The organism is Bacteroides cutis (genome assembly GCF_900241005.1).
Taxonomy (GTDB): Bacteria; Bacteroidota; Bacteroidia; order Bacteroidales; family Bacteroidaceae; genus Bacteroides; species Bacteroides cutis.
Genome location: NZ_OEST01000003.1, coordinates 509,388 through 527,507, shown reverse-complemented (window position 1 = coordinate 527,507; position 18,120 = coordinate 509,388). Strand labels below are relative to the sequence as shown.

Annotated in this window: 16 protein-coding genes and 1 other RNA gene; 6 read left to right on the top strand and 11 right to left on the bottom strand. The window is 41.3% G+C overall.

Annotation, left to right across the window (positions count from 1 at the left end):
• Positions 1–39: 39 nt before the first annotated feature.
• From C1A09_RS09535 to C1A09_RS09520, 4 genes are all read right to left on the bottom strand, one after another.
• Positions 40–900 (bottom strand): sigma-70 family RNA polymerase sigma factor, encoded by an 861-nt coding sequence (locus C1A09_RS09535; RefSeq protein ID WP_002561589.1) that lies wholly within the window; start codon positions 898–900, stop codon positions 40–42.
• Between the two features lie 328 nt (positions 901–1,228).
• Complete coding sequence (locus tag C1A09_RS09530; protein ID WP_101543363.1) at positions 1,229–2,776, bottom strand: trypsin-like peptidase domain-containing protein; 1,548 nt, start codon at positions 2,774–2,776, stop codon at positions 1,229–1,231.
• Between the two features lie 225 nt (positions 2,777–3,001).
• Positions 3,002–4,177: a dipeptide epimerase gene (locus C1A09_RS09525; RefSeq protein WP_101543482.1), complete on the bottom strand. Its 1,176-nt coding sequence runs from the start codon at positions 4,175–4,177 to the stop codon at positions 3,002–3,004.
• 53 nt (positions 4,178–4,230) lie between these two features.
• The gene (locus C1A09_RS09520) at positions 4,231–5,433 is read right to left on the bottom strand and encodes a C40 family peptidase (RefSeq protein ID WP_101543361.1); all 1,203 of its coding nucleotides are present in this window, start codon (positions 5,431–5,433) and stop codon (positions 4,231–4,233) included.
• A 194-nt stretch (positions 5,434–5,627) separates the two neighbouring features.
• Here C1A09_RS09520 and rnpB point away from each other — a divergent pair.
• An RNA gene (rnpB, locus tag C1A09_RS09515) (RNase P RNA component class A) lies at positions 5,628–6,043 on the top strand.
• A gap of 30 nt (positions 6,044–6,073) precedes the next feature.
• Complete coding sequence (locus C1A09_RS09510) at positions 6,074–7,393, top strand: YihY/virulence factor BrkB family protein (protein ID WP_101543360.1); 1,320 nt, start codon at positions 6,074–6,076, stop codon at positions 7,391–7,393.
• Between the two features lie 4 nt (positions 7,394–7,397).
• Here the strand turns inward: C1A09_RS09510 and C1A09_RS09505 are convergent, their stop codons facing one another.
• The 6 genes from C1A09_RS09505 to pstC form a co-directional block, all read right to left on the bottom strand.
• Positions 7,398–7,937, bottom strand: coding sequence for a nitroreductase family protein (locus tag C1A09_RS09505; RefSeq protein ID WP_101543358.1), 540 nt, complete (start codon positions 7,935–7,937; stop codon positions 7,398–7,400).
• A 13-nt stretch (positions 7,938–7,950) separates the two neighbouring features.
• Entirely contained in the window at positions 7,951–8,553 is a 603-nt protein-coding gene (locus C1A09_RS09500; protein WP_101543355.1) for a riboflavin synthase, read from the bottom strand.
• Positions 8,554–8,906: 353 nt separating this feature from the next.
• Positions 8,907–9,602, bottom strand: a complete 696-nt coding sequence (gene phoU, locus C1A09_RS09495; RefSeq protein ID WP_101543353.1) for a phosphate signaling complex protein PhoU — start codon at positions 9,600–9,602, stop codon at positions 8,907–8,909.
• 48 nt (positions 9,603–9,650) lie between these two features.
• A complete protein-coding gene (pstB, locus tag C1A09_RS09490; RefSeq protein WP_101543351.1) occupies positions 9,651–10,406 on the bottom strand; it encodes a phosphate ABC transporter ATP-binding protein PstB in 756 nt (251 codons plus the stop codon).
• A 1-nt stretch (position 10,407) separates the two neighbouring features.
• Positions 10,408–11,268: a phosphate ABC transporter permease PstA gene (gene pstA, locus C1A09_RS09485; RefSeq protein ID WP_101543349.1), complete on the bottom strand. Its 861-nt coding sequence runs from the start codon at positions 11,266–11,268 to the stop codon at positions 10,408–10,410.
• A gap of 4 nt (positions 11,269–11,272) precedes the next feature.
• Positions 11,273–12,460 (bottom strand): phosphate ABC transporter permease subunit PstC, encoded by a 1,188-nt coding sequence (pstC, locus tag C1A09_RS09480; protein ID WP_101543347.1) that lies wholly within the window; start codon positions 12,458–12,460, stop codon positions 11,273–11,275.
• Positions 12,461–12,727: 267 nt separating this feature from the next.
• Between pstC and C1A09_RS09475 the strand changes: the two genes are divergently transcribed.
• The 4 genes from C1A09_RS09475 (at position 12,728) to C1A09_RS09460 (ending at position 17,461) form a co-directional block, all read left to right on the top strand.
• Positions 12,728–13,543 carry a PstS family phosphate ABC transporter substrate-binding protein gene (locus tag C1A09_RS09475; protein WP_101543343.1) on the top strand — a complete coding sequence of 272 codons (816 nt, stop codon included), beginning with the start codon at positions 12,728–12,730 and terminating at the stop codon, positions 13,541–13,543.
• Positions 13,544–13,619: 76 nt separating this feature from the next.
• Complete coding sequence (locus tag C1A09_RS09470) at positions 13,620–15,359, top strand: glutamine--tRNA ligase/YqeY domain fusion protein (RefSeq protein WP_101543340.1); 1,740 nt, start codon at positions 13,620–13,622, stop codon at positions 15,357–15,359.
• 23 nt (positions 15,360–15,382) lie between these two features.
• The gene (locus C1A09_RS09465; protein WP_101543337.1) at positions 15,383–16,798 is read left to right on the top strand and encodes a tetratricopeptide repeat protein; all 1,416 of its coding nucleotides are present in this window, start codon (positions 15,383–15,385) and stop codon (positions 16,796–16,798) included.
• An 18-nt stretch (positions 16,799–16,816) separates the two neighbouring features.
• Positions 16,817–17,461 (top strand): DedA family protein, encoded by a 645-nt coding sequence (locus C1A09_RS09460; RefSeq protein WP_101543334.1) that lies wholly within the window; start codon positions 16,817–16,819, stop codon positions 17,459–17,461.
• 83 nt (positions 17,462–17,544) lie between these two features.
• On the opposite strand, the gene tpx is transcribed toward C1A09_RS09460, so the two are convergent.
• Complete coding sequence (gene tpx, locus C1A09_RS09455; RefSeq protein ID WP_101543330.1) at positions 17,545–18,048, bottom strand: thiol peroxidase; 504 nt, start codon at positions 18,046–18,048, stop codon at positions 17,545–17,547.
• Positions 18,049–18,120: the final 72 nt, after the last annotated feature.

Here is an 18,120-nt window from a genome sequence, read left to right as displayed (position 1 = left end):
TTAGATTTCTTCTATTTGTCGAAAACTGATATTTCTTATTTATCCCAAATAAGATTTGAGCAATTTACTACGATTACTTTGTCTTAATCTTCTGATTGCTTTTTCCTTAATCTGGCGGACACGCTCACGTGTGAGACCGAATTTGTCGCCGATTTCTTCTAATGTCATTTCTTGTTGTCCGATACCGAAAAACATCTGTATGATTTCTTTTTCCCTATCGGTTAACGTAGAAAGAGCTCTATCAATTTCCCTCGCAAGAGACTCGTTCACCAAAGAGCGATCAGCCATAGGAGAATCGTCGTTGACCAACACATCCAAAAGACTGTTGTCTTCTCCTTCAACGAAAGGTGCGTCCACCGAAATATGACGTCCGGAAACCTTCAACGTATCAGAGATTTTGTCAACAGGGATTTCCAGTTCATCGGCAAGTTCCTCGGGAGACGGGCGACGCTCGTTTTCCTGCTCGAACTTAGAGAAGGCCTTGCTGATTTTGTTCAGCGAACCTACCTGGTTCAACGGAAGACGCACAATACGCGACTGCTCTGCCAAAGCTTGCAGAATGGACTGACGTATCCACCACACTGCATAACTGATGAACTTGAAACCACGTGTTTCATCGAATTTCTCAGCAGCCTTAATCAATCCTAAATTACCCTCATTAATCAAGTCGGGCAAACTCAAACCTTGATTCTGATACTGTTTGGCTACAGATACAACGAAACGCAGATTGGCACGTGTCAATTTCTCCAGTGCAACACGATCACCTTTACGGATGCGTTGAGCAAGCTCTACCTCTTCTTCAACCGTAATGAGGTCTTCACGTCCGATTTCCTGCAAATACTTGTCAAGAGAAGCGCTCTCTCTGTTAGTGATACTTTTTGTAATTTTTAATTGTCTCATTCTTCTAAAACAGATTTGGGTGACAAAGTTACGACAATTTATTTTGATACGAACAATCCTAGCCTAACTTTTTCACCTTATTTATATCTTAATCACCCATAACAAAAAGGATGCCGGCAAATGTTTTACCGGCATCCTCTCTTTTCGTCTTTGTTTGCGATTATTACAACCCTTTGGATTTACAATTGAATAATTTACAATTTGACGATGTACGATTTACGATTAAAGTTACCACATTATATTTTATACTAATACCTAATACTTTACACTTCATAAATCAAAACGAACTTCAATCATCAAATCGTAAATCATCAAATCGTAAAACTTTTTATTCCTGAGTCAAATCAACCGCAAAGTTACCACGTTTACCTGAAGGGAATATACCCGTGAGGAAGAGTACCTGATCGGGAGACTTCACAGCTGCCTTCATCACATTCTCCAAATCTTCTACGGTACGCATTTGCTGGCCGTTAGCTTTCAGGATAATAAACCCTTTACGGATACCGGCATCTGCCATTTTACCATTGGAAACACCGGTAACTTGCAAGCCATAACCTAAATTGAGTTGTTTTTTCAAATCATCGGATACGGGTTTGAATGCTGCACCAAGAATATCCATACCGGCATCTTTCACAACTTTCGTCGTACCTTGTTCGTTCTTCAATGTAACTTCTACAGTCTTTTCCTTCTTGTCACGCATCAGTTTAACTTTCACCTTGTCACCCGGACGATATTTAGCCAAAGCTTCCTGCAAATCGGCGAATTTATGGATAGCTTTATTGTCTATACCGATGATAACATCGTCTACCTTGATATCCGAACCGGCAGCAGAACCACCGTCAACAATTTCACGCACCCAAAGACCATCTACTACACCAAATCTCTTACGGGCATCGCTCTTTATCTCGCTCCATTTCTTACCATCTTTATCGGCAACCTGAGTATCACCCGGTTCTTCGGTAAGGGTAGTGACACTTACACCTAACTTAACACGTTGCACAGTACCGAATTGCTTGATATCGGCAACTACTTTTTTCATGATACTGGTAGGGATAGCAAATCCATAACCGGTATTAGAACCCGTCGGAGAAAACAAAGCTGCATTGATACCAATCAGCTCACCGGCTGCATTTACCAATGCACCGCCACTATTACCCTGATTGATGGCAGCATCTGTCTGAATATAAGATTCGATACTCTTGTCTCCCATACCCAAGGCACGTGCCTTTGCACTGACGATACCGGCAGTTACAGTAGAGGTCAAATTAAAAGGGTTACCTACTGCAAGTACCCACTCTCCTACTTTCAGAGCATCCGAATCACCAACCGGAATTGTCGGGAAATCATCACCTTCAATCTTAATCAAAGCCAAATCCGTTTCTTCATCCGTACCTATGATACGCCCTTTGAACTGACGGTTATCGTTCAAGGTTACACTGATTTCATCTGCACCGGCAATCACGTGATTGTTCGTTACGATATATCCGTCTTTAGAGATAATGACACCTGAACCGAAACCGGTACGTTCCGGAGTCTGTATCTGACGCTTCTGTGTACCGCCACGCCCGCCGAAGAAATCACCGAAGATATCTGCAAAAGGGTCTCTTACCTCTACTTCCTGTACTTTGGAAGCCTGAGTGGAGCGTATATGTACAACAGCATGAACTGAATTTTCTGCCGCTTGTGTCAAATCCACCGGTTGGGCATCGCTCGCACTATAAGAAGCCAAACGCACACTGGGGTTTTGCTCAAACATTTCGCTGAAAGCAGCGGGGCTTTCCTTTTGCAGCATCTTATAGGTGGTGACACCTGCTACCCCCGAACTGAGGATTACGATTGCTGCAACTCCAAGGATGTTTTTTGTTGTCTGTTTCATACTACTTCTATTCTTTTTAAACTGTTAATATTCGAGTTTTATTTAACATTTCGACGTTAAAATAACGACAAAAATCATTCAGTTATTCAGCTTGTCACTCTTTTTTGTTCTCTTTTAACAGTGGATATTTAGAGCTTAACAGCGATTAACGGCAGGGACTGACAAATTAGCATTTATGTACGATTACTGACATGTTAAAAGACTGACATTGAAGACATAAAAAAACTACTGTAATTTCACAACCCCAATACCCGGCAAATCGGGTAACGTTATTTTTCCTCTTACCACCTCCATACCTTTGAAACGATCATTGGCAATCAACAGACTACCATCCAAATCAGCAAAGTCTACAGCCGGAGAGAATTGTGAAGCCGCAGAAATGGCACAGGATGTTTCCGTCATACACCCCACCATCACTTTCATATCCAATGCACGTGCCAGAGTCACCATCTTCCAAGCTTCACGCATACCCGTACATTTCATCAGTTTGATATTGATGCCTGTAAAAGCACCTCTCAGAGCGACAATATCTTTCAACCGTTGGATAGACTCATCGGCAAACACCGGCAACGGGCTTTGCTGTGTCACCCAAGCAATATCATCCAGCTGTTCTTTCGGCATCGGCTGTTCTATCATGACAATACCTTTTTCTTTCAACCAATAAATCATGTCGAGAGCATGACGCTTATCTTTCCAGCCTTGGTTGGCATCAATGGCAATGGGTAGATCGGTGACCGAACGAATGGTTTCGATCATTTCCTTATCATTCTCCTGCCCCAACTTCACTTTGAGAATATTGAATTGTCCGGCGCATTCTTTTGTTTTTTCACGTACCACATCAGTGGTATCTATACCGATAGTAAAGGTAGTGGAAGGAGCTTTATCTTTATCCAACCCCCAGATTTTGTACCACGGCGCTTGCAATAGCTTACCCACAAGATCGTGCAGAGCAATATCTACCGCCGTTTTTGCGGCGGTATCACCCGGTGAAAGACTATCTATATAAGTAAGGATATCTTCCAGTTGAAAAGGATCTGAAAATTGTCCGATAAGATTCTGTACTCTTTTCAGGAAGGCCATCACGCTATCCATCGTACCCAATTCGCGTTGCAGATAGGGAGGCATGGAAGCTTCACCATACCCAATAATACCGTCATATTCTATTTCTACCTGCACATCGGGAGTAGTAGTTCGTGAGTAAGTGGCAACGGTAAATACATGGCGTAACTTCAATTCATAAGGGAAGAAACGTAATTTCATCTTGGGTATCACACCGGATTTACGGTTGATATTGAACCAAGCGGAACCTTTATTCTCTCCGGCAAAGATATTATGAATAACCATGCCGGAACCAAGTGCGGCAAAGACAGTGGTCTTCAGGAAATCTCTTCTGTTTTGCATAACATACATGTTCTTGATTGAATTATAAATAATAAATTAGGGACATAGCGTCCTCATTTATAATATTCATTAGTATCCGTTGTATTAAGCTCCACTTCCTTATTTATAAACGGCAATACGCGTGTTGCAAACAAAAGGCGATTGAGGTTGTATCCATCAAACAACTCATCAGCCGGGTCAAAACTACTAATATGCACATCACCTTGAGAATGAATGAAGCGTTTATTACCGATATACATTCCGACATGTATGATGCGTTCTTTGCGTTCAGGGGTTGCCTCACTTCCAAAGAAAACTAAATCTCCCGGTTGGAGGTTACTAAAATCGGAGGTTATATCGATATGTTCACCCACATATGCCTGCTGGGAAGCGTCACGGGGAATAATAATATCATGCATGAAAAGAATGGTACGTATGAAACCACTACAATCTACACCTTTGGAAGAAGTGCCCGCCCAAAGATAAGGTATCCCCATCAGGGTATGAGATGTACGAATGATGCTACCGGCATCCTGCTTCAAGCTAGCACGCCATTTGTTTTCGGGCATGGAAACAGATTTGGGGATATATCCTTCACGACCATCAGGATAAGCCACTTTATAGAAAGCACCTTTTGTTCCTTTCCATCTCAGTCGATTACCGGCTACCACATCAGAAACGGTTTGGGAGTCCCGATTGGGTTGGGAATATACAAAACCGTAATGCGAAGTTACTACGATTTTTTCCGCACTGTTCCAGACAGCCAGTTCCGCTTTGGTTACAGGATGAACTCCAACGCGATGAATCCACGCGATGTAATTGTCCGGTGTTTGAATACGATACCAACCATCACGTTGCAAGATACGTACCGGCATACCCATCAATCCCTGAGTCACCATTTCTGAAGAGAAGTCAGGCTTAATATGAAGATTGGAGACTGATATATTGAGAATACCATAGGTTTTGCTTTCTAATTCTTTTTCATCAGGAAGTAGTTGTAAACAATCCATCACTTTGTAATTTGCTTTCGCCAATCCATCAAGTAAAGCCGCTTTCGCCTCAGGAGAGGTTGTAACACCACGCAACATCACATTCTTTCCCGAAAAAGAATAGTCTACATCAAACAAAGCTACACGTTTGTCCGGTGCGAATTTATGTTTTAAACTGTCAGAAAGTTGAGCTACTTCCACAGGAATTATACGATCACCAACTTCTGATGCGACAGCAAAAAGGGAAATAAACAGTGATACAGTGAAAAAAAAGGATAGTTTTTTCATTAATTCAATTGATTTGGAGTTATTAGTATTAGCAAAGCTACAAATATACTCCGGAAGATATACATATTTTCAAGTATTTTAAACAATTAATAAAATCTAGACAACGATAACTCAGCAGGTAAGGAATTAACTCACGAATTATCCGAAAGTTTTTCGTCCTCTAATCTAAAATTGCTATCTTTGCATCCCATAAAGCAGTTGGTCGGTCTGTCGCTTGCGTCTCGTACGTATGAGGAAAGTCCGGGCAACATAGAGCATCCTACTTCCTAACAGAAAGCTGTCCGTGAGGGCAGAGTAACATAGAAGAAAATAACCGCCAGAGCTTTCGAGCCATGGTAAGGGTGAGAAGGTAGGGTAAGAGCCTACCAGTCTTGTGGTGACACAAGGGCTGTATGTCTTAGGAGTTGTAAGGTCATGTAAACCGGCGTAATGAGAGTTGCTCGCTCCATGTCGGAGGGTAGACCGCTAAAGCCTGTATGGTGACATGCGGCTCAGATAAATGACAGACACTTCTTTAATGAAGAATGTAATAATTAAGAATGAATAATTCCAAAGAAAGACATCTTTATGAACAGAAGAACAGAACCCGGCTTACAGACCGACTGCTTTTTCTTTTAAAGTAATTTGAATTTGCTTCACTATGAACCAGCGTATTGCAGCCCTTTGGAAGTTCCTGACTTACGACATTTGGCGTATCACGGAAGATGAAGTCAACAAAACGACCTTCTCCTTATATAATATTATCAAGACTGTTTATCTCTGCATCAACCGTTTCACGAAAGACCGGATTGTAAACAAAGCCTCTGCTTTGACCTACAGTACACTACTTGCCATTGTCCCTATTTTAGCCATCCTATTTGCCATTGCGCGTGGTTTCGGTTTTGATAATTTGATGGAAAATCAAATCATTATCGGCTTTGGCGGGCCGTCGGAAACAACGGAGATAATTTTCCAGTTCGTCAACTCTTATTTGTCGCAAACAAAAAGCGGAGTATTCATCGGAGTGGGTTTAATCATGTTGTTTTGGACAGTACTCAATCTGATTAACAACATGGAAATCACCTTTAACCGTATCTGGCAAGTAAAGAAAGCACGTAGCATGTATCGCAAAATTACCGACTATTCGTCCATGCTTCTGTTGATACCTATTCTATTGGTAGTATCCGGAGGTCTTTCCATATTCATGAGTACGATGTTGAAGAATGTAGAAGACTTTACCCTACTCGCCCCTATCGGAAAGTTCTTAATCCGCCTCATTCCTTTTGTGTTGACCTGGTTAATGTTTACTGCCCTGTACGTCTTTATGCCTAATACAAAAGTAAAACTGAAACATGCACTTATATCGGGTATCCTCGCCGGTACGGCACATCAGGCTTTCCAGTTCCTTTATATCAGTAGCCAGTTGTGGGTATCGCGTTATAACGCCATTTACGGTAGTTTCGCAGCTCTCCCCATGTTTCTGCTGTGGATGCAAATTTCCTGGACAATCTGTCTTTTCGGTGCAGAACTGACGTATGCCGGACAGAACATCAAGAACTTCAGTTTCGACAAAGATACACGTAATATCAGCCGTCGTTATCGCGATTTTATCTCCGTACTCATCATGTCACTCATAGCTAAACGCTTTGGAAAAGATAAACCACCCTATACCGCCGAAGAAATATCCGAAGAATGCCAGATACCTATACGCCTGACTAATCAAACTCTCTATGAGTTGCAGGAAATCAACCTGATACACGAAGTGGTAACTGATGAAAAGAGCGAAGATATTGCTTATCAACCATCTATGGATATCAATAAACTGAATGTGGCACTCCTTATAGACAGGCTGGATACACACGGTTCGGAAGACTTCAAGATCGATATAGATGAAGAATTCCACGGTCAATGGAATATTTTAATGAAAGCGCGGGAAGAATATTACAAAAGCGCCAGTCAGGTATTACTGAAGGACTTATAAAACCCTAATAGTGGTTATATGAAATAACTTTGTCTTTCGGTTTCCGTGACTTTTTCCGTTTTTCCTTCAACGGATATCCGATAGCTATATCGAGTAACAAACGTTTATGGACTGGAATGCCGGTGAGTTTCTTTATCTCTTTCTCATCGAACCAACCCATGATACAAGATCCTAACCCTTCATCCTCCGCCGCCAATGTAATATGCGCAGCAGCAATACCTATATCTATTAATGGAAAATATTTATCCTTGATTTTAGCACCCAGAAAAGCTGTGACGTTCATCGATTCTTCTACTACTAAAATATGGATAGGAGCCTCTTTGGCAAACTTATTCATTCCCAAACCAGCACTAGCCTTACCCACTTTGACAGAAAGTTCCGGATCTGTAATTACCACAAACCGCCAAGGTTGGGCATTACAAGCAGAAGGTGACAAACGGGCAGCCTCCAATATGCGTTCCAATTTCTCCATTTCTACAGAGCGAGACATATCGTAAGCACGATCGCTCTGCCGGGAGACGGCTAATTGCAAAAAATCGGTCATGAGACAAGTTTTTTTATTTATATTGAATCATCCGGCTGATATACTTACCAATAATATCGAACTCCAGATTTACCACACTACCTATCTTAAAAGTATGGAAATTAGTATGTTCAAAGGTATAGGGAATAATAGCGACCTGGAAAGTATCGTCCGTAGGATTACATACCGTCAGACTGACACCGTTTACCGTTACAGAGCCTTTGTCTACAGTTATATAACCTCGCGTTGCCATTTCCTTATCAAAAGCGTAACGGAAAGTAAAGTAATAACTACCTTCTGCATCCTTTATATCAATACATGTTGCAGTCTGGTCTACGTGTCCTTGTACGATATGCCCATCCAAACGACCGTTCATCATCATACTACGTTCAACATTCACTTTATCCCCTACTTTCAATAAGCCGAGATTGGAACGGTCTAAAGTCTCTTTCATGGCCGTCACTGTATAAGTGTCATCCGTCATGCTGACAACAGTCAGACATACACCATTATGAGAAACACTCTGGTCGATTTTTAATTCATTTACGAATGAGCACTTGAAAGTGAAGTGCACATTTTCCTGGTCTTTAACCATCGCCACCAACGTAGCACATTCTTCTACTATTCCGGAAAACATAACTTTATCTATGATTGAACTGTATTACAATTGAGAAAATCTTTTGGCAAAGATACGAAAAAGGGAATTACATATAAAGAAAAAAAGGAAGCTTTTCACAAAGCCTCCTTTTTCAGTTTTCAATAGGTATTAGTTTTTTTTTAAGGTAAAAAGATTGTTTTCAGGATAACGTTGCAAATATAGGCGCTTTTCGTGATACTAACCAAATTAAAAAACATGTCATATAACATCTTTTTGAAATTTCTTTTGATTTTATTATCATTTCAAAGCACTTTTCTACATCCGCAATCGTTTTCAGTGGACAAATATAGAGTTATTTTCCATGAAACACTAAAATTATCCTAAAAATCCACTTATTTTTCCTCATTCAAATAGCGTTCTTCTGTACGTCCACTATGTTTTAACACTTTTGCGTCAATAAAGAAGACTATTTCCTCTGCTATATTGGTGATATGGTCACCGGAACGCTCCAATTTACGGAATACACTCACTAAATTCAGGCAAGAGAGGGCACTTTCGGGATGCCTGTTAATATAATCAGCAAGGATAACAGTAGCATCAGCATTAATCTCATCCAACAGATTGTCTTTGGCAAATACTGATGTCGCTAATTCTTGACTCTCGTCCTGAAGTGACTTTTTAGCCAATTCGAGCATTGAAAGTACTTCGGCTATCATTTCTCCCAAACGGAGCTTCTGAACCAATTCACCATCCAACACAGGTTCTTTGCAGTTGAGAGCAAACCTGGCAATACCTTCCGCAAAGTCGCCTAAACGCTCCAAATTCGTATTAATCTTCAACATGGCGAGTACAAAACGCAGGTCGATGGCAACAGGATTATAGAGTGCTATGATGTCTTCCACATCACTATCTATCTTCAACTCGAAAGCGTTGACGCGACGTTCGCGTACCAATACTTGTTGCGCCAGTTCCCGGTCAAGAGTAAGTACGGCTTCTCCGGCACGATCAAGCTGATTATAAACCAAAGTCCACATTTCGTCTATTTCTTTTTTCAACAAGACGAGTTCCGATTCGATAAACTTTACCATAATTTTATATTTTAAGTTTGAATAATCACTATATCTTTTTCGGTGAATTTATCCAAAGCGTCCCGTGATATAATTCTGTGTTTCTACCTTTTCGGGATTTGTAAATATCTTCTTCGTATCACCAAATTCTACCATTTCTCCCATATAGAAAAAAGCAGTGCTGTCACTGACACGAGCCGCTTGTTGCATATTATGAGTGACAATGACAATGGTATATTTCTTTTTAAGCTCATGAATAAGTTCCTCCACTTTCGCTGTAGAGATAGGATCGAGTGCTGAAGCCGGTTCATCCATCAACAAGACAGAAGGAGCCACTGCCATGGCACGGGCTATACAAAGACGCTGCTGTTGTCCGCCGGACAAGGCGTATGCAGAAACTTTCAATTTATCTTTTACCTCATCCCACAGGGCGGCACCTCTCAAAGTTTCTTCTACCCGCTGACGGATAAAGGCTTTGTCAGTAATACCATTTACACGAAGCCCGTATGCCACATTTTCAAAAATACTTTTAGGAAAAGGATTTGGGCGTTGAAACACCATACCTACTTTTCTGCGTAGCTCGTCAACTTGTATCCCCTTCCCATAAATATTTCGTCCGTCAATACGGATCTCACCGGTCAAACGGGTATCAGGAATCAAGTCATTCATCCGATTGAGCAAACGAAGAAAGGTAGACTTACCACATCCTGAAGGACCGATAAAGGCAACCACGGATTTCTCTTCAATATCCATACTGATGCCCTTCAATGCATGAAAATCGCCATACCAGAAGTTTACATCACGTGTTTCTATTTTATTTATCATATCAGTTTGTTTTTATTTTCTTCTCAAAGTATTTTCGCAAAATATTGGCCAGAAGATTTACCAAAAGGATAATAACTATCAATACCAGAGCTGTGCCATATGCTATTGGAAGTTGGGCTTCCATATCCGTACCACTTGTAGAAATGACATACAAATGATAGGGTAATGCCATACACTGGTCAAAAACACTAGTGGGAAGTTGTGGTAAAAAATAGGCAGCACAAGTGAAAAGGATTGGTGCCGTTTCACCAGACACACGTCCTAAGGCCAAAATCAATCCAGTGATAATATTAGGCATACCCATAGGAAGAATGACGTGCCAGATAGTTTGTAATTTGGTAGCTCCCAAAGCACGGCTACCTTCACGCAAACTATCGGGAATAGCTTTCAAAGCTTCTTCTGTAGTACGGATAACCAATGGCAAACTTAACAAACCTAAAGTCAGCGAACCGGCCAAAATGCTATCCCCAAAATCCATATAATTGACGAACAGCGCCATACCGAACAAACCAAAAACAATAGAAGGAATACCACTCAGATTATTCGTCATCATGTGGATAAACCGTACTATCCATCCTTTGGGAGCATATTCGTTCATATAAATGCCACTCATCACTCCTACCGGAAAAGCAAATAGCGCACTCCCTATCATCAGGCAGAAAGTACCTACAATGGCTGGTAGAATACCTCCTCCAGTCATCCCATCTGCAGGGGCGGTAGTAAGGAAGTCCCAACTGACAACTCTGATACCCTTATACACTATGAAACCAAGAATAGCAAAGAGTATCAGCACTACACTCAGACTCAGCAAACGAAACAAGCCGAATGCTATGTTTTGTGAAAGATGTTTTCTATTTATCATACGCTTACTTTCTCTTGCCCGAAGATACAGCTTCTACCGTGAAGTTTATCAACAGACTGATAAAAAACAATACAACTCCCAAAAGGAACAATGCCTCGTAGTGCGCGCCACCGGCAGGGGCCTCACCCAGTTCGGCGGCAATCGTTGCAGGAATAGTTCGTAAAGGTTCCAAAATAGTATGAGGAATGACTGCTGCATTTCCCGTCACCATGAGTACTGCCATGGTTTCACCAACAGCACGCCCGATTCCAAGTACAACTCCTGATGTAATACCAGATATGGAATAAGGTATCACCACCTTATATATAGTCTGCCACTGTGAGGCTCCGAGAGCCAAACTGGCTTCACGCATGGCGCGGGGACAATTACGCATGGCATCTTCCGTCACCGTGATGATAGTTGGCAATGCCATTATCGCCAGTACGATACTCCCCGCCAATCCGCTCTCGCCTACCGGCAAGTTGAACACTTTCTGCAAAATAGGAACTATAACAATCAGCCCGAAGAAGCCATAAACAACGGAAGGTATACCGCTCAATAGTTCAATGATGGGTTTCATCATATTACGTATCTTCGAATTTGCCACTTCGGACATATAGATAGATACTGACAAACCAAAAGGCAATGCAAACAGAATAGCAAAGAAACTTACCCACAATGTACCCGTAATTAACGGCAGAAAGCCAAACAAAGGTGCAGGGGTTGCTGTAGGAAACCACTCGGCACCGGCAAAAACATCTTTCACCGAAATGGTATTATCTTTTAACAAATGAACAGAGTCGGGATGAATTATAAATTGCCCGGGAACAAAGGCTATGATTTCCGGAGTCTTTTCTACGAGTTCCGTGATGCAGGAGCCTGCATTCTCGTAGGATGCCCCTAACTGTTCTTCTGTATAATATTGTGTAATGTTTTCCAAACGAAAAAGCCGGATAGGGAGATCCTCCCCACCGACTTCCTTCCAGTTTGTTATCTCTTCGTCGAAAATATTTTTTATCTGGACAGGAGTTAGTTCAGAAACCTTATTCCCCTTATTTAAAGCCAACACATAACCTTCTTCAATAATACGGCTACTAAACAAACCCAACGCCTCTGAAAAAAGGAATAAGACGATAAGTACGATGGTAAGACTTGTTACAAAACCGCTACAAGCCAGAATACCTTCTATTATCTTCTCAAAAAGCTTTTTCATAATTACTTAATTGATTTTCTGATGCAAAGAAAACCGCTTGATGTTAAGGCGATGTGACTACCGTTTGAAAGAAACATTTCAAAAATGTTACATTTTCATTACAAGATCACATTGTTATGTTTTGTAAAACAAATGTAACATCAATTTGTTTTCTTTGCAAAACAAATACTGTTCAGGTTGTTAAGTATGAATAGAAACCAATCATTGAATTGAGATTTTATAAAAAAGCAAAAGAAATAGAATTATCAAATAGAAACGTTGAACATAATGAAAACTAAAATTATCATCCTCACTTTCATATTAGGAATAGTTTCTGCCGATATACAAGCGCAACGTATCAAAGGTAGCGACACAGTACTTCCCATCGCCCAACAGACAGCCGAACGGTTTATGATATTAAATCCTGATGCACGTGTCACTGTCACAGGTGGAGGAACAGGAGTAGGACTCTCTGCCCTACTGGACGGAACGACTGATATCGCCATGGCTTCACGGGGGATTAAGTTCAGTGAAAAGATGAAAGCCAAAACTGCCGGCGAAGAATTGGAGGAAGTACCCATAGCCTACGATGCCCTTGCAGTAGTGGTTCATCCTTCCAATCCGGTGAATCAGCTCACACGACAACAATTGGAAGATATATTCCGAGGGAAAATCACGAATTGGAAACAAGTAGGTGGTGATGACCGGAAAATTGTAGTTTATTCGCGAGAGACTTCTTCCGGTACTTACGAATTTTTTAAAGAAAGTGTACTGAAAAACAAGAACTATATGAGTAGCAGCCTTTCCATGCCGGCAACGGGTGCCATCATACAGTCAGTCAGCCAAACGATAGGCGCCATCGGATATGTGGGACTTGCATATATTTCTCCCCGCATCAAGACACTTGCCATTTCATACGACGGCAAACTTTATGCCACCCCTACCCTTGAAAATGCGATCAATAAATCATACCCTATCGTACGACCGCTGTACTATTATTATAACAAAAAAAATATCGAAAATATTACTCCGCTTTTACAGTTTGTACTATCTCCCGCAGGACAAGCAATCATCAAAAAGAGCGGATATATCCCCGTGAATTGAAAAATGAAGGATTTCATTTTGTCCTGCCCTCTATTTGCACTATCTTTGCCCCCACGTACGAATAATTGATAGCACTATGGCAGAAATTAAGAACGAAGAAACAGGTGAAAAGAAGAGCCTGAACTTCATTGAACAAATAGTAGAAAACGACTTGAAAGAAGGTAAAAACGGAGGTAAAGTACAGACACGTTTCCCGCCGGAACCTAATGGTTACCTTCACATAGGACACGCCAAGGCCATCTGCCTTGATTTTGGCATTGCAGCTGCACATGGTGGCATCTGTAATCTACGTTTCGATGATACTAACCCCACCAAGGAAGATGTGGAATATGTAGAAGCCATCAAAGAAGATATCCAATGGTTAGGCTATCAATGGGGTAACGAGTATTACGCTTCTGACTATTTTCAACAATTATGGGACTTTGCCATCCGTCTTATCAAAGAGGGTAAAGCCTATATAGACGAGCAGACATCCGAACAAATTGCCGCTCAAAAAGGTACTCCTACCCAACCGGGTGTGGAAAGCCCTTACCGCAACCGCCCTATCGAGGAAAACCTTGAACTGTTCCAAAAGATGAACAGCGGAGAAATTGAAGAAGGTGCCATGGTATTACGGGCCAAGATTGATATGGCAAGTCCTAATATGCACTTCCGTGACCCGATTATCTATCGTGTGGTAAATCATCCGCATCATCGTACGGGTACCACTTGGAAAGCATATCCGATGTATGATTTTGCCCACGGACAGAGTGACTTCTTTGAAGGTGTGACACACTCATTGTGCACGCTGGAGTTTGTCCCCCACCGTCCGCTATACGATCTTTTTGTAGATTGGGTAAAGGAAGGCAAGGATTTGAATGACAACCGCCCCCACCAGTATGAGTTCAATAAGTTAAACCTCAGTTATACGCTGATGAGTAAACGTAATCTATTGACACTGGTAAAAGAAGGTTTGGTAAAGGGTTGGGATGATCCCCGTATGCCGACTATCTGCGGTTTCCGACGTCGTGGCTATTCACCAGAGTCTATACATAAATTTATCGATAAAATAGGTTACACCACCTACGATGCCCTCAACGAATTTGCGTTGTTGGAAAGTGCAGTTCGCGAAGACTTAAATACCCGTGCCACCCGTATATCCGCCGTACTAAATCCGGTGAAGCTTATCATCACCAACTATCCCGAGGGACAGGTTGAGGAATTGGAAGCTATCAATAATCCGGAGCGTCCGGAAGAAGGTAACCACATCATAGAATTCAGCCGTGAATTGTGGATGGAACGCGATGATTTCATGGAAGATGCACCGAAGAAATATTTCCGTATGACTCCAGGGCAGGAAGTACGCCTTAAGAATGCTTATATCGTAAAATGTACAGGTTGCAAGAAGAACGACGCAGGAGAGATTGAAGAAGTGTATTGTGAATACGATGCAAATACCAAGAGTGGCATGCCAGAAGCTAACCGTAAGGTAAAAGGTACGCTTCACTGGGTAAGTTGCGCTCACTGCCTACAGGCCGAAGTACGTCTTTACGACCGTCTGTGGAAAGTGGAAAATCCACGCGATGAACTTGCTGCCATCCGTGAAGAAAAGAATTGTGATGCACTGACTGCCATGAAGGAAATGATTAACCCCGACTCTCTTCATGTATTACCTTGTTGCTACATAGAAAAATATGCTGCCGGTATGAAACCTCTTACCTACCTGCAATTTCAGCGTATCGGTTACTTCAATGTGGACCGCGAGTCTACACCGGAGAAAATGGTATTCAATCGTACAGTAAGTTTGAAAGATACTTGGGGCAAAATCAACAAATAAAGCATAAGGAGTAAAAAAAATAAATGAGTAAAAAAAACCTGCTGTCCGGTAGAGACAGGGAATTGCAAGAACTGGCGGAAAACTATGAAGCTGCCTGTGAAAACAATCAGCCTTTCTATGCGGATGCAGATGATTTTGCAGACTTGGCAGATTGGTATGCTGTCCATAATAAAGTACAACAAGCCAATGAAGTCGTAGAATACGGTTTAAACTTGCACCCTGGCAATACGGCATTGTTGGTAGAACAAGCTTATCTTTTAATGGATTCGCATAACAAAGATAAAGCTCAGGAAGTCATTGACCAGATTTCTGATAATTATTCACCTGAAGTAAAGGTTTTGAAAGCTAACCTCATGCTGAACGAAGGTAAAATAGATGATGCCGAGCAACTTCTTGACACGATAGAGGATAAGGAAGATTTGGCTAATATCGTGGACGTGGCCTATATGTACCTTGATATGGGATATCCTGAAAAAGCGTTGGAGTGGCTAAACCGTGGACTCGATAAATATGCGGAAAATGAAGCATTTACCGCTGTCACCGCTGACTGTTTCTATGCACAAGGATTGACAGAAAAAGCTGCTATCTTTTATAATAAGCTGATTGACAAGGATCCTTATTCGGCTTCTTATTGGCTGGGGCTGGCACGTTGTTACTTTGACCAGCAAATGTTCGACAAAGCTATTGAAGCATGCGACTATGCCATTGTCGCGGATGAAGAATTCGCAGATGCCTACATGATGAGAGGACATGCCTTTTACCAACTCGGAAATGAAGAAAGTGCATATGAGAATTATACTCTGGCAGAAAAACATCACGCTCTTTCTTCAGATTTCCTACATATGTTCATGGGGCTTAGTAAATTGGCTACCAATCAATGGGAAGAAGCATACAGTCACTTGGAACAAGCCCTAGAAATTCAGGAAGAAGATTCTCCTATTATGCCTTCACTCTATGCTCATACAGCACTCTGCCTTTTTAAATTAGGGAAAAAACGCAAGGCATCCCAGTACTTCAAAAAAGCTCATGAGTTAGGTCCGGAAGAGGTTGATCCTTATCTGCTGGAAGGCCGTGCTTTTATGGAAAATGGTGATTACGAAAAAGCTGTGAAGAAATGGGCTAAAGCCTTGAAAATTGCACCATACGCTGATACTTGGAATGAAATAGGGATGTACAGCATGGAAATGGGACAATTAAGCTACGCCAAACTAGCGTTTGAACGTGTCAAAGAGATGGAACCGGGTTTTGAAAAAATTAATGAAAGACTGGCTTCACTCTACGTACTCCTCAGAGATAAAGAGAACTTTATGAAGTACAACCAGCTTTGTAAACATCCGCTCGACCAGGAAGAGTTGAAAAAGATTGAGAAAGTACTGGAAGGGGAAGACAAAGATGAATTGGCAAAAATGATGAAGAATATTATAAGTGCAATACAATAAAAAAAGTAAATTCAAAAAATGGAATCATCAGCAGAACTCATCAAATGGGTATTAGAAAACCTGAACTATTGGGTAGTCACGCTTTTTATGGCTATTGAGAGCTCATTCATCCCATTTCCTTCAGAGGTAATTGTTCCACCAGCCGCATGGAAGTCTATGGCAGACGAGAGTATGAATATATTTCTGGTTATCATTTTTGCCACTATCGGTGCAGACTTGGGGGCATTGATTAATTATTATCTAGCCCGTTGGTTAGGTCGTCCTATTGTTTACAAATTTGCCAACAGCCGTTTGGGGCACATGTGTCTCATTGATGAAGAAAAGGTACACCATGCCGAGGAATACTTCAGAAAACACGGTGCGGCATCTACATTTTTGGGGCGTCTCATTCCGGCAGTACGCCAACTTATCAGTATTCCGGCAGGACTGGCCGGTATGAAGTTAGGTCCTTTCTTGCTATACACAACACTTGGTGCAGGAATATGGAATTCGATACTTGCACTGCTTGGTTATCTTATTTATCGTTTTACAGACCTAAAAACGACTAATGATGTCTACATCATGGCAACTAAATACAGCCATGAAATCGGTTATGCCATCATAATAATCGTAGTGTTGGTTATAACCTTTCTGGTGTATAAAGGGATGAAGAAAAAGAAATAAACTAGCGATGATATCAATACGAAAAAACGGTGAGCAGATTTATTTCTTACTCACCGTTTTTCATTATCGCATTAAGTCTAGTGTTATTTCTTTACCGCTTCAATAGCTTTATCATAATCAGGTTCCTGTGTAATTTCGGGAACAAGTTCCGTATAGGCAATCTTCCCATCTTTACCGATTACCACAACTGAACGTGCCAACAGACCTTTCAATGGACCATCGGCCATAAGTACCCCATAATTCTCATCAAAATCAGAGAAACGGAAATCGGACAATGGAATCACATTCTCAATGCCCTCTGTAGTACAAAAACGGGCATGTGCAAAAGGCAAATCTTTGGAGATAGCCAATACTACCGTATCGGATAAACCAGCAGCCAGTTTATTAAACTTACGTACTGAAGTTGCACATACGCCAGTATCCAAACTCGGAAAAATATTTAGGATTACATTTTTTCCGTTGAGTTCTTTCAGTGAAAACGAAGATAAATCCGTCTTTACCAATTCAAAGTCGGGCGCTGCTTTACCCACCTTTATAAATTCACCGATAACCTTTACCGGTTGACCTTTAAATTTTGTTGTAGCCATAGTTTTATCAAATTATATACCAATATAACAAATTAAACATAGGAAAAGTTCAACAAAAACTTTTTCTATAAA